The sequence below is a fragment of the Desulfogranum japonicum DSM 18378 genome (assembly GCF_000429945.1).
GTDB classification, from domain to species: domain Bacteria; phylum Desulfobacterota; class Desulfobulbia; order Desulfobulbales; family Desulfobulbaceae; genus Desulfogranum; species Desulfogranum japonicum.
In genome coordinates, this window is sequence record NZ_AUCV01000047.1 from 26,256 (window position 1) to 51,495 (window position 25,240).

The 25,240-nt window shown below is 51.1% G+C and carries 22 protein-coding genes; 1 reads left to right on the top strand and 21 read right to left on the bottom strand.

The genetic code is table 11. From position 1 onward, the window contains the following. Positions 1 to 10 precede the first annotated feature (10 nt). The 21 genes from G493_RS0118520 to G493_RS30085 all read right to left on the bottom strand — a co-directional run bounded on the left by G493_RS0118520 (position 11) and on the right by G493_RS30085 (position 23,839). Positions 11 to 961, bottom strand: coding sequence for a metallophosphoesterase (locus G493_RS0118520; protein WP_028581602.1), 951 nt, complete (start codon positions 959 to 961; stop codon positions 11 to 13). Between the two features lie 3 nt (positions 962 to 964). Further along, positions 965 to 2,161 (bottom strand): glycosyltransferase family 2 protein, encoded by a 1,197-nt coding sequence (locus G493_RS0118525; RefSeq protein ID WP_028581603.1) that lies wholly within the window; start codon positions 2,159 to 2,161, stop codon positions 965 to 967. Positions 2,162 to 2,182: 21 nt separating this feature from the next. Next, positions 2,183 to 3,388 carry a glycosyltransferase family 4 protein gene (locus G493_RS0118530; protein WP_028581604.1) on the bottom strand — a complete coding sequence of 402 codons (1,206 nt, stop codon included), beginning with the start codon at positions 3,386 to 3,388 and terminating at the stop codon, positions 2,183 to 2,185. After that, the gene (locus tag G493_RS30055; protein WP_035275102.1) at positions 3,385 to 3,780 is read right to left on the bottom strand and encodes a VanZ family protein; all 396 of its coding nucleotides are present in this window, start codon (positions 3,778 to 3,780) and stop codon (positions 3,385 to 3,387) included. The genes G493_RS0118530 and G493_RS30055 overlap by 4 nt, the downstream gene beginning before the upstream one ends. Further along, the gene (locus G493_RS30060) at positions 3,777 to 5,189 is read right to left on the bottom strand and encodes a hypothetical protein (protein ID WP_051309535.1); all 1,413 of its coding nucleotides are present in this window, start codon (positions 5,187 to 5,189) and stop codon (positions 3,777 to 3,779) included. Before G493_RS30060 ends, G493_RS30055 begins: the two co-directional genes overlap by 4 nt. Continuing rightward, entirely contained in the window at positions 5,189 to 6,385 is a 1,197-nt protein-coding gene (locus G493_RS0118545) for a glycosyltransferase family 4 protein (protein WP_028581605.1), read from the bottom strand. Before G493_RS0118545 ends, G493_RS30060 begins: the two co-directional genes overlap by 1 nt. After that, complete coding sequence (locus G493_RS0118550; protein ID WP_028581606.1) at positions 6,378 to 6,899, bottom strand: serine O-acetyltransferase; 522 nt, start codon at positions 6,897 to 6,899, stop codon at positions 6,378 to 6,380. Before G493_RS0118550 ends, G493_RS0118545 begins: the two co-directional genes overlap by 8 nt. A 1-nt stretch (position 6,900) precedes the next feature. Beyond that, a complete protein-coding gene (locus G493_RS0118555; RefSeq protein ID WP_028581607.1) occupies positions 6,901 to 8,040 on the bottom strand; it encodes a glycosyltransferase family 4 protein in 1,140 nt (379 codons plus the stop codon). Positions 8,041 to 8,043: 3 nt separating this feature from the next. Next, positions 8,044 to 10,242: a GumC family protein gene (locus G493_RS0118560; protein ID WP_028581608.1), complete on the bottom strand. Its 2,199-nt coding sequence runs from the start codon at positions 10,240 to 10,242 to the stop codon at positions 8,044 to 8,046. After that, complete coding sequence (locus G493_RS0118565) at positions 10,239 to 12,008, bottom strand: oligosaccharide flippase family protein (RefSeq protein ID WP_028581609.1); 1,770 nt, start codon at positions 12,006 to 12,008, stop codon at positions 10,239 to 10,241. The genes G493_RS0118560 and G493_RS0118565 overlap by 4 nt, the downstream gene beginning before the upstream one ends. 73 nt (positions 12,009 to 12,081) lie before the next feature. Then, on the bottom strand, positions 12,082 to 13,236 hold the full coding sequence (locus G493_RS0118570; RefSeq protein WP_028581610.1) for an SLBB domain-containing protein: 1,155 nt from the start codon (positions 13,234 to 13,236) through the stop codon (positions 12,082 to 12,084). Further along, positions 13,236 to 14,447 carry a PP2C family protein-serine/threonine phosphatase gene (locus G493_RS30065; protein WP_051309538.1) on the bottom strand — a complete coding sequence of 404 codons (1,212 nt, stop codon included), beginning with the start codon at positions 14,445 to 14,447 and terminating at the stop codon, positions 13,236 to 13,238. The genes G493_RS0118570 and G493_RS30065 overlap by 1 nt, the downstream gene beginning before the upstream one ends. Positions 14,448 to 14,657: 210 nt before the next feature. Next, on the bottom strand, positions 14,658 to 16,241 hold the full coding sequence (locus G493_RS30070; protein WP_153306585.1) for a hypothetical protein: 1,584 nt from the start codon (positions 16,239 to 16,241) through the stop codon (positions 14,658 to 14,660). 7 nt (positions 16,242 to 16,248) lie between these two features. Then, the gene (locus tag G493_RS0118585; RefSeq protein WP_028581611.1) at positions 16,249 to 16,773 is read right to left on the bottom strand and encodes a serine O-acetyltransferase; all 525 of its coding nucleotides are present in this window, start codon (positions 16,771 to 16,773) and stop codon (positions 16,249 to 16,251) included. Positions 16,774 to 16,779: 6 nt separating this feature from the next. Continuing rightward, entirely contained in the window at positions 16,780 to 17,757 is a 978-nt protein-coding gene (locus tag G493_RS0118590; protein WP_035275106.1) for a glycosyltransferase family 2 protein, read from the bottom strand. A 27-nt stretch (positions 17,758 to 17,784) separates the two neighbouring features. Further along, positions 17,785 to 18,237, bottom strand: coding sequence for an ATP-binding protein (locus tag G493_RS30075; RefSeq protein ID WP_051309543.1), 453 nt, complete (start codon positions 18,235 to 18,237; stop codon positions 17,785 to 17,787). A gap of 13 nt (positions 18,238 to 18,250) precedes the next feature. Then, the gene (locus G493_RS0118600) at positions 18,251 to 18,586 is read right to left on the bottom strand and encodes an STAS domain-containing protein (RefSeq protein ID WP_028581613.1); all 336 of its coding nucleotides are present in this window, start codon (positions 18,584 to 18,586) and stop codon (positions 18,251 to 18,253) included. 16 nt (positions 18,587 to 18,602) lie between these two features. Beyond that, a complete protein-coding gene (locus G493_RS0118605) occupies positions 18,603 to 19,979 on the bottom strand; it encodes a glycosyltransferase (protein ID WP_028581614.1) in 1,377 nt (458 codons plus the stop codon). A 17-nt stretch (positions 19,980 to 19,996) separates the two neighbouring features. After that, a complete protein-coding gene (locus tag G493_RS30080; protein WP_035275109.1) occupies positions 19,997 to 20,335 on the bottom strand; it encodes an STAS domain-containing protein in 339 nt (112 codons plus the stop codon). Positions 20,336 to 20,353: 18 nt separating this feature from the next. Continuing rightward, positions 20,354 to 22,450 carry a WecB/TagA/CpsF family glycosyltransferase gene (locus tag G493_RS0118615; protein WP_051309545.1) on the bottom strand — a complete coding sequence of 699 codons (2,097 nt, stop codon included), beginning with the start codon at positions 22,448 to 22,450 and terminating at the stop codon, positions 20,354 to 20,356. A gap of 18 nt (positions 22,451 to 22,468) precedes the next feature. Continuing rightward, entirely contained in the window at positions 22,469 to 23,839 is a 1,371-nt protein-coding gene (locus G493_RS30085) for a UTP--glucose-1-phosphate uridylyltransferase (protein WP_051309547.1), read from the bottom strand. A gap of 920 nt (positions 23,840 to 24,759) precedes the next feature. Here G493_RS30085 and G493_RS0118630 point away from each other — a divergent pair. Continuing rightward, positions 24,760 to 25,065: a hypothetical protein gene (locus G493_RS0118630; protein ID WP_028581616.1), complete on the top strand. Its 306-nt coding sequence runs from the start codon at positions 24,760 to 24,762 to the stop codon at positions 25,063 to 25,065. The last annotated feature ends 175 nt before the right edge of the window (positions 25,066 to 25,240 follow it).

Sequence of the window (25,240 nt, forward strand, 5' to 3'; positions counted from 1 at the left end):
CTGTATCCTTCTATTTTCTGCGCAGGGTATGCACTGCAATCTCGGGCGGACAGTTGAAACGCACCGGCACACCACTGGAACCGGTACCAAAGGAAGTATAGCCCTGCATATTCTGAAACTTCCATCGGCCGGCACAAAAACGCCTGGGACAGGAGGCGTTTGTTATCACCGGAATACCTCCGGGAAGACAGATCTGTCCGCCGTGAGTGTGGCCGCAGAGGAAAAAATCCACTTCTTCCAGGGCGGCTTTTTTGTAGAGTTCCGGGGTGTGTGAAAGGAGGATGACTGTGTCCTCTGGTGGAACATGCAGGAGTGTCTTGCCAAGGTCGGCGCAGTGAAAGAGATGGTCGTCATCAACACCGGCCAGCCAGATTCTGGAACCATTCTGATCCAGGCTCACAGCCTCATTCAGGAGCATGGATAACCCCGCTTCTTCAAGGGGCGAAACGAATTCAATGAAGTCATGGTTGCCCAGTATGCCCCAGGTACCCATGGAGACGTTGATGGCCTGAAGAATTTTTGCCATAATCCGTACCGTTTCCCGGTGCGAGGAATGGGTCTTGAAACGGTAATCACCAGTGATGACGCAGACATCGGCCCTGATGGTTTCCAGCAGTTTGCACAATTCCACCGCCTCGCTGGCAATGCCGTCTGCATGAATATCAGAAAGATGCAGGATGCGTAGTCCGTCAAAGGCAACGGGAAGATTACGCAGGGTAAATTCATGTTCACGCACCTTGTAGGTGAGAGCGTTTTTTGCCCCTCGGCCATAGCAGAATGCACCCTTGAGCACCACGGTAACCAGTGTGTTGAAGAGGCTGCTGTTTTCATAGTGAAAAGTTTTCAGCGAGTCGTTGCGGACAAACATTCTATCTGCATAGTTGACCTGAATGCGCAGTCGTTTGCCCAGGTGACGCTCACCGATTCTCTTTTTTAAGTCTGCAAAGACGTGGGCTTCCATTGTTCAGTCGTCCTGCTGTTTTAATTCTGATTTGCGGATGGTCCGAGTCCACTTGCCGCCCCTGCCTGAAAAGGCCATTTTCAGGTACAGTACAAGCTTCCATACGATGTAGAGAGGTGCAGTCGCCAGATAGCACCAGAGTCGCAAAGGGGCTTGCATCAGGAGTTGCCCGGAGGCAACATAGAACATGATAATGACCAGGCAGATCAGGGGGATGGGAAGGGTTGCCGGCAAGAGCAGCCAGGAAATTGCCAGGGTAGCCATGACAGTCACTATGAGCAGGGAAAGAGGAGGTACAGCCAGGTCCATGAGGGCCTGAAAGTAGCGAAACTCTCCACCCAGGCACTTTGCAGCCAGATGCGGGATCAGTTTTCTGGCCAGGGAAAAGCGTCCGCCTTCCCAACGCTGTCGCTGGCTCGATGCCTGGGAGTGACTGATTGCCATTTCACTGCGAATAACCGCCTCTGGATTGTAATGAACATTGACCCAGTCTCTGAGCAGCAGCAGGGAAAATTCCACGTCCTCCACCACGCTGTGGGCCGGCCAGCCGTAGGTTTCCAGTATTTCTTTTCTGAAGGCCATGCCGTTGCCCTTGAGGGTGGCTGTGCCGAAAAGCCGGGTACTGCCGGCCATTCGCAGATGATTGAAGACGTTGAATGCGGCTGACATCAGGGCCGTCCGCCAGGAATCATAGGGGTTGGCCACCCCGTTGTAGGCCTGTACCACCTGAACTTCAGGGTGGGAGAGGCTGCTGTTCAACTCTTTGAAGTAGTTCTGTTCAGGGACCACGTCGGCGTCGATGATGGTGAGCAGGTTACAGGAGCTGTAGAGTTCCTGGTAACTGGTGAGAAACCAGTCCAGTGCCTGGCCTTTTCCCGGCATCTCCGGATTGTGACGTTCAGTTACTGTCGCGCCGCTGTTTTTTGCCACCTTGGCTGTGTTGTCAGTGCAGTTGTCTGCGATTACAAATATTTTAAGCAACTCTTTGGGGTAACGACAGCGTCGAACAGCGGCGATGGTCTCTTCCATCTGCAGTTCCTCGTTGTGTGCGGGGATCAATACTCCCATCATGAAAAATGGAGCATCCTCAATCTTTTTCGGTTGAAACAGCCAGGCTCCCACTGTGAGAAGGAGCAGCCAGAGGCAGGCCAGGATCTGGAAAAAGAGAAAGAGGATGTACAATGTCTGCAGGATCACCATATCACCACCCCAAAACGAGCCTTACGGAAGTTGTTTAAAAATATCCGCCAGGGCCCTGTTATTTTTTTCAGTGTTGTACAGTTGTTTTACTTTCAGCCTGCCCGCCTTTCCCAGGCGCTCCCGAAGGTCTGCATCTTCAAGGAGAGTGGAGATCTGGGCGGCAAGATCGTTCACGTCGCCGGGAGTGGCCAGAAGGCCGTCATGGCCATGTTCGATCAGTTCCGGGATACCGGTAATCCTGGTGGAAATAACCGGTATCTCCTTGGCCATGGCTTCCATGAGAACCACGGGGACTCCTTCGGCAAAACTGGGCAAAACAAAGATATCAGCCCGGTCATAGTAGCTGCGCACCTTGTCCTGGCCCATGGATCCGGCAAAGGTGACGCTGTCGGTCATGAGCAGGTTCTGGCTCAGCTGCTGCAGAGACTCCAGATCTTGTCCGCCGCCGACAAAATTGAGATGGAGTCTTTTCCCCCTTTTCAGGAGTTGAGAGCAGGCCTCTATGAGTATGTGCTGGCCCTTGGCCGGCACCAGACGACCAACGCAGAGCAGTTGTATGACGTCGTTTCCCGGAAGAGGACGACCTGTGTAGACAGTCGGATCTATGCCACAGCGAATGATGTGGAAATTGGACCAGAGATCATGGCTGGTCAACCTCATCAGCTGGCTGGAACAGTAGTGACTGATGGAGCGGACAAACGTGGCTCCCTCAATCTTTTCTTTGAGAAGATTGGATTCCACGCCGTAGAAAATATCTGGGCCGTGAACGGAGAAGCTGTAACGTACAGTCCCATACTGCTTGCCCAGCATCGCCACCAGTACAGTGGAATCTCCGAAATGTTCATGGATATGCTCTACGTCGTTCTCCCGCATCCAATCCATCAGGATTCCGGCCTCAATAAGGTAGCCAAGGGCCTTGACCGGGCTTTTCGGTCCCTTGAAGAGGTAGGATACGGCTGTAAACGCCATTCGCAGGTAACCAGCTGGCGAACGAAGAAAACACTTGAGATGGGCGGAAAGGATTTTCAGGGGTGACAAGGTCTTCATGACCATGGTTTCAGCTGCCTCTTTCTGCTCCGCTTCTGTCATGATATCCACCTGTGGAGGAGGATTCACAGAGGCTGTCACCACCTCTATACCCTCCTGGCGCAGGGAGCAGATCTCCCTGAAAATAAAGGTGTGGCTGAGGGCCGGGTATATACTGCACAGGTAGGCAACACGTTTCATGCGCAATCCTCCGGGGGAGCGAAGTATTTGGTTTTTATCCGGATGATACAGCCAATGAACAGCCCCAGGAGAGCGCCCAGATTGTTGGCGATGAGATCATGGGCACTGAATTCGCGGCCCGGCACCGATCTCTGCATAAACTCTAGGAGGTATCCGTATGGTGCAACCGACAGTGCCAGGAGAAGGGCTGTCTTGCGATCAGGAACTCCGAAGAGAGGCAGGGCGGCAAGGAGAAGGAAAAAGAAGGCATGAAGGAGCTTATCTACGCCAAACTGTTCGCCGGGAGGACTCATCTTCGGCAGCAGGGAGCCCACAGTGATGACAGCCAGAATCGCTAACCAGAGCACCATACTGAGCCTTTCCGATTTTGTTTTCGGCAGTTGAATATTCACCCCTCACCTCCTATCAAACGGGTACGGAATCCTTCATCCATGCTGTCCTCTACGTCCATTAATACCTCACCGTCAGGCTCTTTTACCCCTGTGGTCAGCATGGTATTGATACCGCCGGCAAAGAGCATGAAGATCGGATTCACCATTGCGTTGAGCAGATTGTCGATCATGTAAATGGTCAGCATGGTGGCGAAAACAGAGGCTGCAGCATATCTGGGGCTGGCCCACTCCCTGAGTGGAACCTTGACCAGCATGAGGAGCATGGGCAGAATAATGGTTACAGTCATGAGTACGATGCCGTAGATACCCCGGACCCCGTATGCTATGATCCACAACCCGTCGGTAATGGTCAGGTCTTTGCCGTCGTCATCATACACCCTGGATCGGCCCCATCCGGCCCAGCCGAAAAAACTGCCTTCCTGGGCCTTGTCTATGAGCATTTCTTCGTTGTCAAAACGAAATTGCAGGGACTGGGCTCTTTCCGCACTGTAGTTTCGCTCCACCCAGCTGGAAAGGTTTGTACCATTCCAGTAGCCGGTGCTTCTCGTGATCATATAGGCCGGGGGAATAAGGAGCAGGATGATGAAGAGAATTGGAATTTTTGTACGTTGGGCCGTAAAAAGGGTGAACATCCCGAGAATAAAGAGGCCAAGGGCACCGCTGGATTTCATCAGCATGGTTGTTATGAGCAGGGGCGGAATAAACCACACGGCTGGAATGGGGATCAACGGCAGTTTTTTCGGCAGCAGTTTGGCATAGTGCAGCCATATCCCGAAAAAGGAGGCGGAAACCATCCACATGGCAACCATCAGGCCGTGCTGCATGTAGACCACTGGCCGGAAGCCACCGGCCCGCATGGATTGCAGAATGTTTGCCTGGCTGAACCCATAGGTCATCCGGTGCAGCTGGGGGCTGATTGCCATTTCGATGAAACAGAAGGGAATGTAGAGAATGCCGCCGATGAAGATGGCCAGAGCAAGGGTCTTCAGGCCTTCCGGATCGGCGAAATAGACCTTGGCTACAAAATAGGGCAATCCCCAGGTAACGGTTTGTTGCAGGGTCTCGGACATGCCATCGTAGGCACCAATGCCATTGGCCAGGGATGAAAAAAATGGACAGGTGCACCAGAGAAGCATGGGAAGGTCCATCACGCTCAGCCGAACCGACAGCAGGGTCCGGCGGTCAAAAATAAAAGCCCCCCCAAGAACGGCGACACACGTGGCAAACATTTTGGACAGGTCCGGCAAGCCAGGTATGGGAATCGTTGCCTCGGGCAGAAACATCCAGCCGAGAACAAAGGCGCCGGCAACGACAACTCTCTTCTCAAACCTGGAAAAAGCCCAGACCACCAGCGGCATCCAGGAAATCAGGGCCAAAGGCACCAGTGCATTTCCACGCGCCCCAAGCATCAGAGAATACCCTCAACAGCGAGTTTCATTTTTGCCCGCCAGCTGTTTTCCTGGTCATAGAATTGTTGCTGAACCCTTTGGCAGGCTGAGAGCTTATCCTGGTAAAAAACGGAATCTTCGACCAACCGTTCCACACCCAGGCGGTAGTCGTCAACGTTGTCCGGCCTTGCTTCGACCACTGCCGGCCGGACATCGTCAATGGCCGGGCAGACTGCGGAAGTAAGGACCGGCCGGTTATTGAGGATGGATTCGGCCACCACCTTGTTAAACCCCTCTTCAAAATCAGACCTTGTGGGAACTATGAAGGCATGGGAGTGGCGGATGAGTTCAAGCATTTTCGGGCGATGGCAATACCCGTGGACACGGAAGATGTGGCCAATCCCTCTGTCGGCCACCATCTGGCGCAGCTTACCCTCCTGGGAACCGTCGCCGGCAATGTCCCAGATGACCTTGTTTTTGATCGCTGCCTTCAATCGGGTACAGATCTCGATCAGATCAAATATTCCCTTGTTTGTCTCCAACCTGCCTGCAAAAAGAATATGAAATGTATCACTGTCATGTACCGGCATGGGGACGGATTCAAAAGTCTCCCTGCGGTAGCAGGGGCGAAACCGATGCACAGGTCGCAGGCGACTTCCGCCTATCAGCTGCAGTTGCCGGCGGATATCTTCTGAAATACACAGTATCCCCAGGGCCCTTCTGGTGAACAGACTGCGGTTGAAAAAATTGAGAATCCGTTGTTTTGTATCCAGGGGTTTGAATTTGGGCCAGAGCGTGCAGTGAATGGTGGGGATGAGTGCCAGTTGCGGCGGCGCGTACCAGCCAAGGCTGAAGAGATGGCCGGTACTTTCGGCAGCAACCAGTACGTCAGCCCCCTCTTTTGCGGCAATTTGGATCAGCCCCTTTGCGTAGGCGAGTTGCTGCCGGTGGTAACTGATACCGCTCGCCATGGCTCCTTTGGGCCTGTTTTCGACGACGAACTGATCATTTTTCAGGATGTCGGCTCTCGGGTTGAAGGAAACAGCCACCCCCCTGACGCCCAGTTCTCTGCAGACCTGAAAGAATTGGCCTGAATAGGTGACCGCAACCTGGTGAGGGTCATCTACGCCCGAGTCCCAGGCCTGGAAGGTCTTGACCACGTCTCCGGGACCGGCTGCGTACAGGATACATATGTCCTTTCGTTTTCTCTCAGCCATTGGGTTCCCTGTTATTTCCTATGATGCGTGCCGGTATGCCTACAGCCGTTGTTCCTGACGGTATATCCTGGAGGACTACAGCGTTGGCCCCGATTTGTGCATGGTCGCCGATAACCACTCCCCCGAGGATTTTAGCTCCGGCCCCGATATCGACATGGCCGCCGATTCTGGGAAGCCCTGGTTTGGGGCCGGTTCCCAGGGTTACCTGCTGCAGGATTAAACAGTTGGGCCCAACCACTGCATCGGGGTGGATGACCACACCTTGCGGGTGGAGAATGATGACTCCCCCGCCGAGCTGCGCGTTGATGGGAATATCACTGCCGCAGACCACAGACCAGAAACGATGCCGGAGAATGATCAACGGTCTGGTCAGCTTTGTAAGGCGGCCCTGGTTGGTCTGGTATTGGCGAATGGTGCGGATCAGCCTTTTCCAGGGTTCATAGCGGCCAGGTGTGACCGATTCCCTCGACCAGTCGGGTACGTCAGCTGAAACTGTCTGGATATTTTTTTTCATATCAGCGCCACAGACTTGGATATTTTTCCTTCAGCAGGCCCGCTCTTTGGGCGGCCGTCATCTCCCAGGTGAATCCACCGGCCCGAACCCTGGCCTGTTCACCAAGATGAAGACGCAAATCATTATCAGCAGCTATGTTGCGCAGGGCCTCCACCCAGGTCTGGACGTTTTGATCAGGAAGCACAAATCCGTCTTTTTGATCCCTGGCAATGGCCCCCGCACCCATCCGGGTGACCAGTACCGGCATGGAGTGAGCCATGGCCTCGTAGGTGACCATCGGCCCGCCTTCCTCCAGGGTTGGGAAAACAAAGACATCTGCCTGTCTGTACAGTGTGCCTATATCTGTAGTATAGGGCAGGTAGCTGATGTTTTCAAATTGAAGCAGGTGGGCGAAATGTTGTCTGATTTCGTCATCCATTGCCCCGCACAGAATGAGCTTGCCGTCGATGTTGGCCTCCTGCCAGGCTTTCAGGAGAAGAGGGACCCCCTTACGCACACAGAGAGTGCCGACAAAAAGAAAGGTGGGCTGTCTTTGTTGAGCAGGTCGCCTGTCACGTCCGGGGAAGCGGGCAGGGTCCCAGCCGTAACTGGTTGAGAGAAGTTTTTCCCCGGAAACACCGTTTTCAAGCATTGTCTGCCTGACCATGGGGCTCGGGCAGAAAACAGCATCGCAGATGGAGAGTTTCTCCATCTCCTGCTCGATATCCTTTTCGCTGATGGAACAGGTATCTGGCAGACCGAGATGCTCGTAGGCGGCGCGGAGGATATCCCGTGAGCTTTTCCGGTGGCAGTTGATTCGCTCGATGATAATCTGTGCTCCTTTTTCTTTGAAAAAATAAAAAACTTCAATGGGCAATGCCGCCCACAGATAGACGATGTCTGCCTCCCCTTCTTTCTGTTCAAAGAGTCTGATTACAGCCTTTTGCGGGCTCTTTTTCCCGCCGAAACGATACAGGAGAGTTTTTCTGATGCCACTGGCGGCAGGAATTATCCATGGGTGTTGATGAACTTTATCCAGGCTCGGTACGTAGAGTCTGGTCGGCAGTTGCATTGCATTCCACCAGCGGCACAGGGACAGCGGAACATGGCTGTTGCCGAGATTGCTTGCATGAAAGCCGAAAAGAACCGGGAGATGTTTCATGTTTTACTCCGTATTGCCGCGCGTTGTTTTCTGTTTTCTTTTTCGGGCCATGAGCGGCGTGAGGTACCTCAGGGAGGTCTCAATAAGTGTGGTAACCATATCTTTTTCCTTTTTTCCGCCCCAGTTGAGAACAGGGGCCAGCGCCTTGATCTTAAAGCGAAAGAATAATGATGCAGCCCTGTACAGTTCGTTGTACAGGGTTTTGTCTCCTTTGCTGACCAGAACTGCTGCGTCGGCTACTCCGCAAAGCAATTCTGTCAGGTCACTGCTCAGGATGGGATCGGTATACACAAAGATCACGTCGTACATGTCCCGTTGCTCATGTACCATGTGAATGAATTTGCGGCTGGCTGCCTCGGAACCACTGACAGGCTTGCCGAAAGTGATGATGTCCAGGCCCCTTTCTTTATCCTTGAGGAGGCAGTTTTCGAGGCTGTCTCTGCCGGTAAGGAAATTTTCCAGGCCATGGGGATGATCCACTGGCAGATCCAGCATTCTGGACAGGTTGCTGCCGGTATGATCACCGTCTATAAGCAGGATGCGGGAAACTTGCTTTTTCATGGCATGTGCAGTGTTGAGCATGATTGAGCAGGAGCCCACATTCCGGCTCACTCCCGTGAAGAGAAAGACTTTGGCCTGGTGCTGCTCATGTTCACCAAGCAGGTTAACGGCCAGGCTCCTGATAGCCTTGGAGGACCGGTGGTCTGGAGCTTCACTGAGTATCTTGAGAAAATCGACTCCTTCAGGGGCCATGGATATGGGCCACAGGGGCTTGCTTCCCACTGCAAATTCAATGTCCTTGGGACGGTGGATTCGGTTATCAAGGAGTTCAATGAGGACGAAAATACCGCTTGGCAGGGCGAACGCCAGCACCATGCAGGCCATCAGCAGCTTCTTCAGGTTTGTGCCGGAGGGTGATTCGGGAAAACGGGCCCTGGACTCGATGGTAACCCGTTGGGGAGCTTTGGACTCGGATTCCAGCTCCAGAATTCTGGTGCTGAGGCGAAAAAGGGTATCCCGCTTGTTGTAGAGGTCTTTTTCGAGGGAACTGCCCTTGAGGATGCCTAAAGAAACCTCATCGGCCTGAACTCTGGTTTCTTCCAGCTGGTTTCTGATCTGATCCTCGCTGTCCTTCGCAGCCTGGTACTGGGCCCGGCTGTCGAGAATCTCCCGCTCTATTTCATAATCCCTCTTGCCGGTGAGAATCCGTTCGGCGTTGTCTCGTATCTCTTCCCCCAGTTTGGCCTCGTACTCCTTCATGGCCGCCATCCGCTGTTCAACATACTGCCGGTCTTTGTTATTTTTGGTAATGCCGTCGATGGAGGCACGCAACTCCTGGAGTTTCTGATAGGTCCAGGAGGTGGTGAAGTCCAGGGACTGGTCATTGAGGACCACCTCATCGATCATGGGATCAAGGGAGATTTCTGCAAGAGCCTTTCCTTTTTTCAGGGCCTGGTTGTAATTGCTCTCCTTTTCAATGCGGATTGCCATCTGTTGAAGATAAATTTTTTGCAGCTGTTCCACCTGCTTCTGCACCATGTTGTAGTCTTCGACAAAGGCTGAAGAGTGAATCTCCTGGGTTACCTGATTGATTTTTTTCTCCAATGCGATAACCTCGTGTTCAATGTCATTCCTCTTTTCCCGGAGAAATTCGAGACGGGAGAGATACTTGCTCTCATCCTCTTCTTTGAGTTTGTCGATATATGCGTCCATGACACTGTTCAAGGCTCCTGCCAGGCCGGACTGCTTGTCTCCCTCCAGGATAAGCTGAATGAGATGGGTGCGTGATACAGGTGTGATGCGCACCCGGCCACGGAGCATATTCATGCGGCCGACATCGTCAATAAAGGGCGGGAAAAAGGCTGCCTGTTCCTCTTCGGTCATCTTGCTTATTGCCGCTTCGACCACACTGTCATCCCGCATCCGTTCCACCTGGGTGCGGGCGTAATCATGGAAGAAGTTGATGATTGAAGGGTCTTCAGACTTGGTGATCAGGGAAGGTGTCACCGGGGTGATCATTAATTTGCCTGCAACGGTGTAGGTTGGGCGCTCGGCCAGCAGAGCCAGCGGTGCCACCATGGTGAAGATAAACAGAGCACAGACTACGATGCTGAAGGCGTACCTCTTGATAAAACCGAAAATGTCTATGGGCTTGATCGCCTTCCTTTCTGGCTTTTTTATTCCATTGGCAGTGGTGTTCAAGGTGTCCCCCTGCCTTTTTTGAGAAATGCGGGTATGAGGTCGAAGGCCACCTTTCGTTCGTCATCAGCCAGAACTATTTTCCAGACAAGGGGGAGGGTGAGACCAAGATAGAAGAGACCGCTGATAATGACAGTGAAAGCATCGACTACTCTTCCGGAATAGGGATAAAAGGTAAGCAGTAGATATATAACCAGGGCCGAAGCTCCGGGGATCAGACCAGGGAGTAAGGTTTTTCGGGAGAATTCGATCCAACTTACCTGAAAAACAAAGTTGCTGCGCCAGAAGAAAAAGAGGGAGGCTGTCAGGGTCGAGGCCATGATGGCAAGAGCTGTTCCCGTCAGCCCGTACTGCAAGGTGGCGGTTGGAAGCCAGGCAAGGACAAGGATAAGCTGGACAAGCAGGTATTCAAGTTCCCGCCCTGAGCGGTCGATACCCCTGAATATCAGACCTATCGGGCCTGTACCCTGGTGGATCATATAGGTCAGGGCGAGAAAGATCATCACAGGCACTCCAGCTTCATACCCTTCACCTACCCAGGCCCTGATCAGAATCGGAGCAACGGGCAGGAGAAAGAGAAAAAGGATGAAGTTGAGAATATTGATGTGGCGAATCCCCTGGATATAGAGCCTTCGCATTTCCTGATCTGTGATGCGGTCCTGGGCAAGGGACTTGTTGCGGATCCTCACCCCCAGAATGCAGGCAACCACGGTCACCGATGCTGCCAGAAAAAAGCCCAGGGATGGCGCAAGTATCTGTGTTCCAGACCCACACCATACGAGAACCGGGCCGGCGGCGAGAAAAAGAGCAAAAAAAATGATTTCCAGGTAGTTCCTGAAACGCTGGGACGGGGTAATAATCTCTTCCCGTTCCCAACTGCCTCCCAGTTGAGCTGCTCTGGGAAGAAAGGCACCGAATGCTGCTCCAGAGACGCTTTTGGCGGTGTAGGGAAACTTGCGGCCTATTTCAAATAAACCGGCAGCTGAAAGACCAATGATGGAAGAAATGATCATCCGGTCAAGGGAGGAGAGAAACATGGCAATGCCGCCGAGAATCTGCACCTTTCCTCCGTAAATGAAAAGCTGGCGGAAGTGTTCGCTGCTGAACAGGGCAGGGGACAGACGTAGCGAAGGGAGAAGGCGGAAGGCGGTAACCATGCAGAAGAGCAGGGTACAAAGGGTGCGGAGAACATAGGCGTAGAGCATACCCTTCAGTCCCATACCGGTGTAGAGGAGAATGAGGATGGCCGCAATTTCGAAAAATGAAGCCAGCGTGGTGACTTTATTGACGATCACCAATCGCTGCATACCTTCAAGCAGACTGCGGAAACAGCCGGCAGTCATATCAAGGCAGAAGATCAGGGCGGTACCGATGAACATGAAAGAGGAAAGAGGCCTGAGAGTCTGCTCCACGTTGAAAAGCTCATGGAGGAAGGGCAGGAGAAGGTAGAGGCAGAGGATGAAAAGGGAACTGAGGCAGGACATACAGATGATGCCGGTTGAAAAAAGGGAGTTGATCTTGTCGTATTGCCCGGCGTGCAGGTATTGGGCGCAATATCTGATATAGGCGGTATTGACACCGAAGGCTCCCAGTGCCGCATACGAGAGGATGACAAAACAGATGGACCAGAGGCCGAATTCTTCCAGGCTCAGATAGCTAAGGACATAGGGGGTAAGAAGCAGGCGACTCGCCAGGTAGATTGCGGTGGCGATAAGGCCTGCCGCAGAATTGCGGACCATGGAGTCTTGAGTGATTTTTTTCTGATCCATCCCTGTCCCTTGCTCTCTTTGTTACCCTGATGGCTGGTATGTATACTTGATATTTCCGAGCTTGCTTCCTCGCCTATGGTGTTCCGCTTGTGCTGGTAGTGGTGCTCGTGCTGGTCTCGCTGGATTCAGCCGGTGTTATATAGTGGTAGTCCTTGAGTGCGGAATTGGTAAGAAAGAGAACCTGAAAAGCGGGCAGAATTTCTTCCATGAGATAGCGGAACTTATGCAATCCCTTGGGGCTGAGATAAATAATGTCCTCATTCTGGAGGGCAAAATTTTCAGCAAACTGCGCGTTTTCAATCATCTGACTGAGATTTATCTGACGAACGGTTCCCTGTGGCAGACCGCGGCGGATCAGGTAGACCTGCTCGAGATTGGCATGGTTGGTGAACCCGCCGGCCCGCATAATGGCGTCGATGAGGTTGATTCCAGGCTGTATCTGGACTGTACCTGGTTTTTCCACCTCGCCCATGACGTAAACCATGGCCTCTTCAGCTGCTGGGATAAAGATTATATCGTTATTCTGGATGGCACAGTTGAGTGCCATATTGCCGTTCTGGAGGAGATCCATGAGGTCGATCCAGATGACCAGGTCATTCCCCCTGATGATGGCGCATTTCGTGAGAAAGGTCTCCTTTCCCTGGTAAGGCAGGCCACCGGCCAGGGCCAGGGCCTCCAACAGGGTGCCGTCCCCTGGAAATCTGACGACCCCGGGTTTGACAACGCGTCCAAGGACAAAGGCTTTGTTGTTGTTGTACTCGCTGATGGTAATATGTACCTCGGGACTGTCATAGAGGCGGGCAAGTTTTTGTGAGACCTCCTGGGTGACGTCCTCGATACTGCGTTTTTTCACGGCAATGATGCCGATTCTGGGCAGGGATATTGTTCCGTCCGGTGAAACCACGATTCCCTCCAGGTTCAGTTCGGGCCGTCGCCATACCTTGATCGAGAGGACATCGCCGGGACCCATGAGATAGGTTGTATTTTTGCTCTCAGTGAACTGGCGGATAACTTCTGCAGAGGCGAAGGTTTTGGTTTTTTTCAGGGGAGAGGTCTCAAAGGAGGCAGCCGACGATGGCTGGCCAGACTCGTCGGGCACCGTCGGTTGAGGGTTCAATCCCACACACCCACAGAGGTGGAAGAGGAAAAAGAGGATCAGAAGTGTGCTGAATAGACGTTTCATGAGCCTGCAACTATGTGAACGTTCAACGTTTTGCAATGCATTCATCAGGGCTCTGCTTCTGAGCCGCTGTTACCCAGATATCTGACTGCAAGCAGCGTAATATCATCCTGGGGTGGGTTGCCGGCACCAAATTCAGAGGTGACGGCCTTGACCACAGCCTCTGCCGCTTCTTTTGCTGTAGCGCCTGTTTGCTCTCTGATTACAGCTTGAAAACGTTTGTCTGAAAAAAATTCTCCTTCACTGTTTCTATACTCGGGCAGACCGTCGGTATAAAGAAAGAGGATATCACCGGGCTCCAGTTGTATTTTTCCCTCCTCAAAGGGGAGAACGCCGCCCATGCCGATAATGGTGCCGCCTTCTTTAAGCGGGAGCAGTTCTCCGCTGTTTTGTAAAAGAAGGGGCGGTGGATGACCAGCGCTGCTGTACAGAACCTGACCGCTGACAATATTGAGTAAAAAGTAGGAGATGGTGAAATACCTGTCAAAACGTTCCAGGGGAAAGTTCTGGTCGAGATTGGCCAGTACCTTTGCAGGAGAGGTGATTTCATAATGTGGTGCTGAATCAGTACTCTTTTTGAGAATCATTCCGATATTTGGCTGCAGCTGTTGTTGAACAGAGGCTGTAACCATGGCTGCCGGAACCCCATGACCGCTGACGTCAAGGATATAAAAGGCGTAGTGGTTTTCATCTATCCGGAAAATATTGACAATGTCACCACCTACGGCATCACAGGGCTGAAACTGCCAGGCCACATCGATGGTCGTACTCTCTGGGGCTTCGTGAGGCAAAAAGCTTTTCTGAATTTCTGCCGCAGCCCTGAGGTCGTTTTCGAGCAAGGCCTGTTTGCGTCGAAGATCATGGTTGGCTTTCATGATCTGTTTGGTGAGGGTCCTGATTTCCAGCTGGGTATTTATCCTGGCCAGCAGTTCCCCTTTGCTGAAAGGTTTGGTGATGTAGTCTCTTCCTCCTAATTCCAGCCCTTTAATCTTGTCAGTGGAATCATCCATGCTGGTGAGAAAGATAATGGGAATGTCGCTGGTTTCCGGATTTGCCTTTATTTGGGCACAGGTCTGGTATCCATCGATGTCTGGCAGCATGATATCAAGGATGATCAGGTCTGGAGTCAGGTCTTTGGCCAGGGCCAGCCCTTCCGTACCCGAGGTCGCTATACGGACATCGTAATATGGTTCAAGTGTCGCACCTATTGACAAGAGCACCTCGGTACTATCGTCAATTGCAAGAATTGTAGTCGCCATAACTCACACGTTTCTTTTTGGAGGGTATAGTATGGAGTATCAGGACTACCCTGAGGATATTGAACAATTCATTACACTGTTTGTAACTGATAAGAATTAATACTATTATACATTCAGCCCGTGTTGGCCTCAAGGATTTATCTGCTGTTGCTGTAATTACCCGGATATGAAGGTTACTTTATGATACCGGTAATTTGGCCGTGTTCATGCTTAATGTTGCCGACACCCCCCTTCAAGCTTACCACTGTCAGATCTGATTCTGGTAAGGAAGGCCTTTAACTTAGGAGAATTTTCCACTTCGTCGTCATAATACTCAGCAAGGCCCCAGCTGCCCCATTTTGACCAGATTTCAGTGGAGAGCCAGAGACAGATCATACCGTCCGAGCTGATCCTCTGCCATTGATCGAGGTAGAGGTCATAGAGTCTGCCCATCTGGGGAGCATGGTTGGCCTGCTGGAACAAACGGGTTAATTGTCCGTCGTTTTCTGCACCCAGCATGCCTACAAGGTGTTGTCCTCCTTCATAAGCGATAAGCGAAACACCGTACTGTTTTGCTGTCTTCTCTCCATTCATCATCCATACTGTGCTCCTGGGCAGGATATTTTCTGCCAGTTCGCGCTCAAGACGTTTAAGCGACCAGTTTCGCACCGCAGCAAGTGGAGGTGTAGAATCCGGAGAGACAGTGAGCATGAGATACGGGGCAATGGCCAGGGCATCCGTTGTTCGCCAGGCGTTGCGATATTTGAGTCTTTCCTCGTTGACTGCTGGGGCTGCCGCCTGACCGCCAATCACCCTGATCAGTTTCCTGGTGGGGCCAAGTACTTCCTCCCAGATATGAAAAATTTCCAGGGACCGGTGAACCGCATAGCGATGTCCGGCCTGGACCGGATTGTGGCTGAGCTTTCTTGCCATCCCTTGTTCACGACAGTACAGCGTCTGGCTGAACATGGGGTTCCACGTTTCGTTTGAATACTCGATATAAACCGGAAGGTTCGGGTTCAGCCTCTCCCTGACCAGTTGGGCAAAATGCCGGACATAGTCGTTATCTGCCATGTGAGGGATGGAAAACCAGGGCGCGGCATGAAGACTGTTGGCTATTGTCACCGCCACTTCCACGGGAGCACCATGGGTGGTCCAAGTGGCGTCGTTGATTTTGGCCCGTTGATGCCAGAATTGTTCCCCGGAGTTGTTGATTGCCATAAATTCCATGAAACGGACCGCCTTAACCCCTAGCCAGCGATGGAGAAAACCGAGACGAAGCAGGCCGTCTTTTTCAGAGGAACCCGGCGGATATACCCGGATATTCCTGATGTAATCCGCAGGATCGGTCTCTTTGACCTGTATCCAGATGATATTTTCATCGCCGGTGACCTCAAACACGACTCTGTTTCCGATCTGTCTGAAGGCTCCGTCCACATTATTGATATCTATTTTGCCCTTTCCATCATAGAACAGGTTGTAGGTGCCATGGGGATAGTGCCCACCACGAATATTGAGAATGCAGGTTTCCACCCAACAGCCGGGGGCAAGTCTCTTTACCCATCCCTGTTGATCGAGTTCAAGGGCAGGGCCCTTGCCCCAAGGTTTTCCGTTCTCCTGACTGACCCAGGAACGGGAAAGACGGAAAAAGTCGACAAAGGGAAGTTCGGAGTTCCAGTCATGCAGTCCTGCCAGGTTGATACCCAGCTGTTGGCAAAACGCAAGGCTCGGTATTAGCATGAGTACGGAAAAGCAAAGCATCCGGGGAGAGCGGAAATGTCGCAGGAGTTGCCGCATTGTTTGGAGTTTCCCCACTTTCTGGTCACCGAAACACGAACTGTTTTTTTCTTTTTTTTGAAATGATACGGGCCGGAATCCCTACGGCAATGGAGTTGTCCGGAACATCACTGAGTACCACCGTGTTTGCACCGATATCAACGTTGTCTCCAATGGTTATCGGCCCAAGTATTTTGGCACCTGCGCCGATGTTTACCCGGTTGCCGATTCTGGGTGCTGCCGTGATGTCCACATTCTTGAGGCCGACAGTAACTCCGTTGCGGAGAACACAATCATCTCCAAAGCTTGCGTAGCCGGAGATAATAATGTCGCCGAAATGGTCGATGCGGAAATTCCTCCCCACCGGAACTTCGCAGGGCAGTTCAATACCTGTGATAATCTGGATGAGTTTGAAACAGAATTTGTATAGAAAGGAGAAAATTTTGCGTATGATCAGAGGCTTCAGGCCATAGCGCCATCTGCCAAAGCGGTAGACTACCATCACCCAGAAGCCCTGGCAGCCCCAGTCACCCTGATATGTCTGTAAGTCCTGGCGGATATTGTCAAACATAATCTTTCACCATGGTGCAGGCGGCGAGACGCTGCCAAATTGTGTTTCTTGCAGAGAAGTCTGGATCTTTGCCATGATGGTGGCCGAGGATTTTCTTTTGGCTGCCCTGTTGTTCCTGCCGGGTATACAGTTGGCAAGATAGCGCAACGCGTGCCAGCACCATTCGACTCCGGCATTGGCCAGAACAGCTAGCAGACCATAATTTTTTCGGAAGTAGAGCCACTCGCTGCGCATTCTGAAAATCAGAACCTGGGAAGCTGCGGGATCATAATCCTTGTCTGTTCGTGTTTTGCTGCAGGCTCCGCCAATGTGGAGGACCTCGGCTTCCGGAATAAAACAGACCTTCCAACCGTCTCTTTTTGCGTTGAGACAGAGGTCGGTTTCTTCGTAGTAGATGTAAAATCGTTCATCAAACAGACCCGTCTTTTCCAGGAGTTCCCGGCGATACATGGTAAAGGTGCCGGGAACCCAGTCTACCTCTATAGCGTGGTCGTGGGCAAACCCTCCGAAGTTGTAACGGTTAAGGATATTGGAATCAGGAAACCTGGCACTGATCCCGGTGAGCGTGAGAAGCTTGTACCAGGCAGTGGGAAAGCGGCGTGCAGATGGATCCAGGTCACCGTCCAGGTTTATCAGCCTGCCGCCACAGATTCCGCACTCCGGACGGGATTCGAGAAACCTGCGGACGATATAGACCGCATTGTGTTTGATATAGGCATCCGGGTTGAGCAGGAGAATAAAATCTCCGGTCGCTTTTTGCCATGCCTGGTTGTTGGCGGCTGCGAAACCGCGATTTTCCTGGTTGGCAATGAGCTGTATCTGGGGAAAATCCCTTGCCACCATGTCGGCGGATTTGTCTGCTGAACAGTTGTCGACGACAAAAATTTCCATTTCCTCTTCGCCGGATTTATCGAGCAGTTCCTGCAGGCATTTGGCTAATATATCCCTGGTATTGTAACTGACAATGATGACAGATACTTTCATTGGCACTCCGTTTTTTGCGGTGAATCCTTAATTGGTGTGCTCGTTTCTTGTTTCCTGTATCGGCTTCTTTTTGACCATGGTAATGCAGTTCCACCCATCCTCGTGATTGTAGCTTACCTCATCCATGAAGCTGCGCATGAGAAAGATACCGTACCCGTTTTCCGGGTGACTCTCCAGATCAGGCTCTTTGATATTGCTGAAATCGAAAGGCTCATTGAAGTCTTTGACTTTGACTATCATGGCTTCTTCATTGAGACTGATCCGTATGATCACATCTTTTTTGCTGTCTGGATTGGAGCCGTGTTTAACGGCATTGGTGCAGGCCTCGCTGACCACAAGTTCAAGAACAGACAGGAATTTTTTGACTGTCTCTGGTTCTGTTATGTCACTGCAGAAGATAGAGCCTGTATTGGCAGCGAATTGGGCTGCAACCCGCACATACCTGGTGGAGGGAGGAAAAGTCAGTTCCAAGGTCTCCATACTGGCCTCCTTCTCAACCAAAACTTTTCACGGCCTCTTCTGCGGAGTCGTAGATATCAAAAACCCTGTGCAGGCGGACTATCTCTATCAGGGGACGAATATTGTCCGTGATGCAGGCCAGTTTGATATCACCCTCATACTGGCGGAACTGGCGCAAAGCTGAGACAATGCACCCCAGTCCGCTACTGTCGACAAAAGAAACATTGCCGAAATCAAGCACTATCTTGATGTTTCCCTCATCTGCGAGTCGGGACATGGCATTGCGAAATTCCTGGACAGTGTCAGCCTCCAGACGGTCATCGATTCTGACCCGGGTGACGTCTCCAACCTGACTGCTTTGTATGGGCATGATTTTTCTCCTATGGTTACCAGCGGTTGATAAGGGTTTTGCAAATAACCTTGATATCCCCGACTAGGCTGCGGTTGGCTGCAAAGAAGCGCTCGGTTATCTCCTCCTGGAAATCTCCCTCCGCAATATTTTCGGCTTCGGAAAAATAAAAAATTCCTGGCAGGTAGTTGGCAAAGTCGTCAAAGAGTATTTTGCCCTCTGCCGTCGCCTGCAGGGGTTTGTTGCCAACCAGGTCAAGTCTGCCGTTGAGAACCTGGGGAAGGAGAAAAACCTTGTCCATGGCAAGTCCCCTGGCGATTTTGGCAAGAAACGATGCCGTTGTAACGGTATATCGGTCAACTGTCAGCGCTTTTCCATCGGCCAGGAGGATACTGTTTTTCTCCTGATACCAGTTGCCGCTGTTTTTCAGCAAAAGCCGTAACAGAGTGGCCGGAAGAATGGCCAGAACATAGAGAATCAGGGATAAACACCAGTGAAGCACCATTTTGAGCGGCTGATTCCTTTTTGTGTTGCGGATGCCAGAAAGAAGATGCTGGTCCACGAACTGGAACGCTTTGCCGCTTTCCGCCGAAATGGCCATATTACTCTGGATGATCTTTTCCCTGATGGTCAGGTCTGCACCAATGTAGGTGTTATCAAGTATGATGGAGTGTGAAATCACGGTGCCGGAATCAATGATGACATTATTGCCCATAATAGCCATCGGACCGATCTCACATCCTTTTCCGATCTGCACGTTGTTGCCCAGGAGGATGGGTTTGCTGATTTTGGCAGTTTTCGGTATGGCGACGTTTCTCCCTATATACACGCCCTCTTCATTGTTGTAGCCCGGCAGAATGTATTGGTGGGCATCCTGGGAGAGAATATCCATGGACAAGGTCAAAAGATTACTGATTCCCTGAAGTGGATTGATGCTCAGATGCAGCCCCTCAGCAGCTTTGAGGATGACTGGAGGACCACTCTCCCCCTGGAAGCGTATCGCACCACTGTCGCAGCATAGTTCGGTTGTACCGCCTTGGGGATCAAACAACTTTTCATACGTACCATTCTTGTCAAATCTGACAAAGAAGAAACCATCCAGGATCAGCAGGGGGGAGCCACCGGAAAACCCGCTGTTTTTCTTGAGAATATCCTCCAGACAATCGTTTTCCTTCATCGCGCTGTAGGAGATTTCCACCCCCCAGCGGTTGCCGGTGCTGAAGTAGTCTTCTATTGTGTTATCAGGGCAGTCAAAGACAAATCGCACCTTGTCTGCTCCGCATAGAATGCAGAACTCCAACAGATATTCAAGCAGGGGCTTGTTGCAGAGCGGGATCATGGCTGGATGGTACACCGGCACCAGCTCGCGCAACCAGCTGCATTTTGCCTCGCTGATACGTATAAGTCCTTTCATTGTGATAGTTCCGTTGATCAATTTTCGGAAAAGGAATCGATCGCTTCCTCCGTGGTGGAGAAGAGCTGGAAGATCTGATCTGCCCTGGTGATCTCAAAGAGCATGCGTACCTGGTCATTGACGGCTGCCAGTCTGATGTCTTTGCCTGCACTGATGGTCCGTTTCAGGATGCGCAGCAGAATACCGAGGCCGGAACTGTCGATGAACTCAAGGTCGGTGCAGTCAAAGACAAAATTCGGTTTACTGTCCATCCAGGTGTCAAAGGACTGCAGCAGTTCATATTCCGCCTCCATATCCAGCCGCCCGCTGAGGCCGACCACCAGAACTGTACCAACACGTTGCTCCGAGTATTGCATGACAGAATCCTGTTAAGGTTAATAGGCTCCCTTTCCGGTGAGAACTGCCGGAATGGTTTTGAGAAGAATAATGATATCTTTGAAAAAGCTGGAACTCTGGATGTACTCCATGTCCAGCTGCACCTGACCGGAAAAGGGGATGTCACTTCTCCCCGAGACCTGCCATATACAGGTGATTCCAGGGGTTATATGCAGCCTTTTTCGTTGTTCCAGGGTATATTCCGCAACTTCGACAGGCAGTGCCGGTCTCGGACCGACCAGGCTCATGTCGCCTTTGAGGACGTTGACCAGTTGAGGTAACTCATCTATGGAGAATTTGCGGATAAACCTGCCTATTCTGGTTACCCTCGGGTCGTTTTTCATCTTGAAGATAACACCGTCTCCGGATTCGTTATCAGCCATGAGTTCTTCCTTTATTTTGTCGGCGTTCATCACCATGGAGCGAAACTTGAAAAAAACAAAATGTCGGCCGTCTTTTCCCACTCTGATCTGGCTGTAGAAGATCGGTCCGGGATCTTCCCTGTAAATCAGGGCAGCAACAATCAGGAAGAGAGGGGAGAGGAGAACCAGCATGAGTACGGAGACGGAGATATCCAAAAGACGTTTGAGAAAATAGGAAAAACCGACGGTAAACCGCCAGACCGCCATTTTCGCCCGACGCGGACTGGAAGGATGGTGGGTGGTGGCAGCCTCTATCCGCTCAATCAGCTGTTTTCTTTTTTCAGCATCATTGATCACCGGTTCTCCATTGACCGGCTCAGTGGAATCCTCAGCAGAGAGCCGGCCCGGATAGATTTTCCAGCGCATGACCCGAAAGAGGAAGAGGGGGTTGCCTATTACATAACGTCTCCACATCCTGCCTGGTTCCTGGAGCATGCGATACACCCACTCAAGGCCGATTTCTCTCAGCCATCGAGGGGCTCTCTTTGTTCTTTCCGAGTAGAAGTCGAAAAGGCCGCCCACGCCCATGAGGATATTGGGTGTAAGTTGTTCCCTGTGCGTACTGATCCATTTTTCCTGGAGCGGAGCCCCAAAGGCAACCAGGAGAATTTCAGCTCCTGAGTCATTGATGGCCGCGATGACCTTTTCACTCTCTGTCTCCCTGTCGAAATAGCCGTGGTGGGTGCCGGCAATGCTCACCCTGTACACCTCGGCAAGTCTGGCAGCCATCTGTTCGGCGACCTGGGGCCTCCCCCCGAGAAGGAACAGGGAATATCCATTGGCTGCTGCCATTTCGCAGAGATAAGGGAGCATGTCGGTGCCGTTGACATTTTCCTTCAGTGGGGTTTGCAGCATGTTACCGGCAAGAACGAGGCCGATGCCGTCCGGAAGTACCAGATTTTCCCTGTGTAAAATCTGAAAGTAGTCGCGGTCGCTGAAGATTTTGTTGAGGCAGTCAGCATTGACGAAAAAAATGGATCGTCTTTCTTTGTTTGTGATCGTCTCTTGGATTGCTCCAATGGCTTCAACCATGGTCATGTTGGCGATCTTCAGACCAAAGAGTTCAAGCGTGTCGAGTTCAATCCTTTCTTTACTCTGGAAAAAGATTGCCGGTATGGTTCGCAGGAGCAGGAGCATATCAAACACAGGGCTCTTTTTGAACATATACTCCCATTCAATTGCCTCTTCTCCTTCGTGTGCAATTTTACTTGCCCGCCTCACGTAACTGAGAGAAAAAACACCGGGATTGATGGTGCTGATATAGGCCTGTTTCTGCCCCCTGGGACCCCCGGATAATTTTCTGCTTTCCGGACCTACCAGAGCCAGTTGTCCAGAGAGGACGTGATAAAAAAGAGCCAGTTTTTTCAGCAATGGCCGGGGGGTATTAAAGGTGTAGATGGTCAGCGGTTTTGCGTTGGCTCCGGCAACCGTTTGCGGGTGAAAAACCCTTTTGCCGCGGGTAATTTTGCGGATGAGGAAAACAACGTGGACCGGCAGGGTGAAGAAGAGCAGAACCGGAATGGTGACAAGCAATTCCACAAAGCGGTTGAGGAGCAGGCCGAAAAGGGCAATGCTTCGAAAGAGAAAACGCCGCCTCTTCGCTTTTCTTGCATCCTGGGCACCACTGTGGCGCTTGATTAGCCGTTCAAGTTTTTTGATACGCTTCTGTGTCATGGCATTCCCAGGGGGACCTCAGTCGGTAAGAACGGTATCTGCAGGAATGCGGAATTCTCCTGCACCGGTCTGCTTCACCTTCACCCGACCCCGAACCGTGACCCCTTTCTCAAAAAAGACCCTGCCTTGAATCTCGAGGGATTCTGCATCGACAAGGGAGAGAGAGGCTGGATCGGCGAACCAGTTTTTTAACTCGTTGTCAGCCATGAATCCCCCTCTGAACGATACCTCTGGGAGGAAGGGAAGTTTGGCCGGGCGCTGCGGATTGGGAAGAATCTCAAACTCTTGGTTGAGGAGAAATGCATCTGACTGCAGGATTAAAAGATCCTTCATTTTTTTCACAGGGAAGAAACGACTTCTGGGAACTCTTATGGCTGCCGGTTTCCTGAATGAGCCCATGGCGGCACCCATTGCCGTCTCTATCTGGATGACAGGGTGGCCGAGGACGGTCTTGGGATTGAGGATGGTGGGAATATGCAGGCTGTTGCTTGTGATCAGATCCCGAATTGCCTCCATGTCGATCCACAGGTTGTTGGTGTTGAAATAGCGAAAGGTGTTGATGTCCTGGAATTCCGCCTCATGTTCCGGTTCCACCTGGGCAATTTCCAGCAGGCCGGGGTGCCCATTGATAAAGGCAGGAGCCCCACCCTTGATATCAACCGGCGTTTTACGGGTCACTTCCATCATAAAGTCGTGGCCATTGTCGATCATCATGCCAAGAATGGCCGGAGAAATGTCGGCGCAGAGGTTGTCGATGTTGGAGATAAAGACCCAGCGATAACCCAGCTGAAGCAGCTTGTCGAGAAGTCCTGATTCGTAGAAGCTGATATAAAAGTCTCCGTGTCCGGCCGGGCACCAATCTTCTTCTCCACCCGTATCCAGTGGAGACATCCCTTTGACCAGCAGACGGGGGTACTCGTTCTGGATGAAGTTGAGAATCATCAGCGGGGTGCGACCGACTATTTCCTTAGTCACTTCGTTGGTGAAAAAGGAATTCATCAGAACCAGCGGAATTTCTACCTTAAAACAATCGTTAAGGTGCATGATCCGCTGCATGCAGATGTCAAGAAAACTGCGTCCGTTTTTGGCTTCCACAAAGCACTTCGGTATTGCACCGCCCATGGAGGTGGAACGTCCTCCATTGAGTTTGATTACAACTGCATGCTCCAGATGGTTTTCGCCGATTTTCTTATACTGACGGAAGGTATCCTGATTCTCATCTATCTGTTGTACATCTGCATCACCAAAGGGAATGATATCATTCCAGCGCAGTTGTTCTGTATTGACGACCCCGTCAATGATTGATTCCCTGCAGGAGAGAAAGTGGGCGATAGCTCCGGGAGAAACGCCTCTCTCTGCCATCTTTTTTTTGATCTCTTCGGTGTTCATGGCCATCTGCTGTATACCTTGTTGTGGGCTGTCAGGTGCAGATTACGTTGCATGGGTGCTTGAAGTGTTCAGAAAGAGGCCTCCCGTGGGTCCGAATACTCAAGAGTAAAGCGAATCTTCAAGAAGGTTTCAGTTGCCTGAAAATAAAGTACAAAAGGGAGGGCCTTGAAAAACTGTATCACATGGAGGAACAATCGTACAAGGAATAAAACGATGGCCGTCTTTCCTGTTAAGGATTTGAAAAGACTGTTTAATTTGATTGTGGGTTGGAATTCACTCCAGGGGGCTAAGTCAATTTTTGCAGGGAGGGTAGTGATTGTTTACTGTGCGCAGCAATGCGAGCTTTTTAGGGGCGCGGAAAATAATAAATATCCAAAAATTGCGTAGGATATCGGTTTGGTAACATCGTCGCGTCAATGGTTCCATACTGACCGTATTGAGCCAATGGCGCGACGATGTTACCGAGTTGAGAGACAAGCAAGATTGGAAAATGTATTTTTTTCGTGACCCTAAGTTCAGCTGACAGCATTTGTGTGTAGTTACCCAGCGCATATGCATTGACACTGACTCGTCACTGGTCTGTATTTTCTTGGTGTCACTCCAAACTGGCAGGACAGGCAGGGACAGAATATCTGGCTTCACTCTTTGGAAGACTCTGTTAGGATATCTACTTGGGAAACCGCGATTATGCAAAGATGGGGTCTGTGATCAGTTACATGTTTTTTGATCTGAGTCGAAGAAAGCACTTATTATAGAGAAGAAAAATAGAGGAAACAATCACTTCCCGGATATACTATTTGGCACATTCAGCCTGATCTATAATGGTGAGGTGATACAGGTAGCTGGATAAAGGGGCTTAGCCTGACTGCTATACACCAAATAACGGTAATAATTGTTGTGAGAATGAGGTGTCAAAATAGATGAAATTTAATTCCAACTCAACGATCAAAATTTTGTTATGGGTATATGGTATAACGATTGGTTTGTCGGTTATTGTTGCTAATCTTGTATTTGGCTCATTCGTTTCAGGAGAAGTATTTAGCTTTTTTGATCGTATTCTTTTGCCCATGATATGTGGTATTATTGTAGGGCCTCTGGGTTGCTTAATTGTCAGTCTAATGTTGAAAGTAATGAAGAAATATCGAGTTTTACCTGCCATGTTCTCAGCATTATTGGTGAATATAGGAATTCTTTTTATAGTATTTACCCTTTTCGTAGGCGGATGAAAAAATGGGGACACCCATTAAAAGGCAATTGTCAAGGGAATATACTCCTCCGTTAAGGTAAAATACCTTGTCAAAATACGGACTGTTCGCTGTTTGTTGTAAACTTTCTTCCTCTCTACGCCCGTTATTTCTCAGGGTACGTGCTCTCTTGTTACTAGCTGCACCAGACACCCAT

Coding starts and splice junctions, on each gene's coding strand:
- G493_RS0118615 (WP_051309545.1), bottom strand. CDS start 22,450: ATGACACAGAAGCGTATCAAAAAACTTGAACGGCTAATCAAGCGCCAC.
- G493_RS0118630 (WP_028581616.1), top strand. CDS start 24,760: ATGAAATTTAATTCCAACTCAACGATCAAAATTTTGTTATGGGTATAT.
- G493_RS0118550 (WP_028581606.1), bottom strand. CDS start 6,899: ATGAAAAAAAATATCCAGACAGTTTCAGCTGACGTACCCGACTGGTCG.
- G493_RS0118555 (WP_028581607.1), bottom strand. CDS start 8,040: ATGAAACATCTCCCGGTTCTTTTCGGCTTTCATGCAAGCAATCTCGGC.
- G493_RS0118585 (WP_028581611.1), bottom strand. CDS start 16,773: ATGTTTGACAATATCCGCCAGGACTTACAGACATATCAGGGTGACTGG.
- G493_RS30065 (WP_051309538.1), bottom strand. CDS start 14,447: ATGGCGACTACAATTCTTGCAATTGACGATAGTACCGAGGTGCTCTTG.
- G493_RS0118520 (WP_028581602.1), bottom strand. CDS start 961: ATGGAAGCCCACGTCTTTGCAGACTTAAAAAAGAGAATCGGTGAGCGT.
- G493_RS0118525 (WP_028581603.1), bottom strand. CDS start 2,161: ATGGTGATCCTGCAGACATTGTACATCCTCTTTCTCTTTTTCCAGATC.
- G493_RS0118565 (WP_028581609.1), bottom strand. CDS start 12,008: ATGGATCAGAAAAAAATCACTCAAGACTCCATGGTCCGCAATTCTGCG.
- G493_RS30060 (WP_051309535.1), bottom strand. CDS start 5,189: ATGCTTGGGGCGCGTGGAAATGCACTGGTGCCTTTGGCCCTGATTTCC.
- G493_RS30080 (WP_035275109.1), bottom strand. CDS start 20,335: ATGCAATACTCGGAGCAACGTGTTGGTACAGTTCTGGTGGTCGGCCTC.
- G493_RS30075 (WP_051309543.1), bottom strand. CDS start 18,237: ATGGAGACCTTGGAACTGACTTTTCCTCCCTCCACCAGGTATGTGCGG.
- G493_RS0118590 (WP_035275106.1), bottom strand. CDS start 17,757: ATGAAAGTATCTGTCATCATTGTCAGTTACAATACCAGGGATATATTA.
- G493_RS0118570 (WP_028581610.1), bottom strand. CDS start 13,236: ATGAATGCATTGCAAAACGTTGAACGTTCACATAGTTGCAGGCTCATG.
- G493_RS0118545 (WP_028581605.1), bottom strand. CDS start 6,385: ATGGCTGAGAGAAAACGAAAGGACATATGTATCCTGTACGCAGCCGGT.
- G493_RS0118530 (WP_028581604.1), bottom strand. CDS start 3,388: ATGAAACGTGTTGCCTACCTGTGCAGTATATACCCGGCCCTCAGCCAC.
- G493_RS0118605 (WP_028581614.1), bottom strand. CDS start 19,979: ATGAAAGGACTTATACGTATCAGCGAGGCAAAATGCAGCTGGTTGCGC.
- G493_RS30085 (WP_051309547.1), bottom strand. CDS start 23,839: ATGAACACCGAAGAGATCAAAAAAAAGATGGCAGAGAGAGGCGTTTCT.
- G493_RS0118600 (WP_028581613.1), bottom strand. CDS start 18,586: ATGCCCATACAAAGCAGTCAGGTTGGAGACGTCACCCGGGTCAGAATC.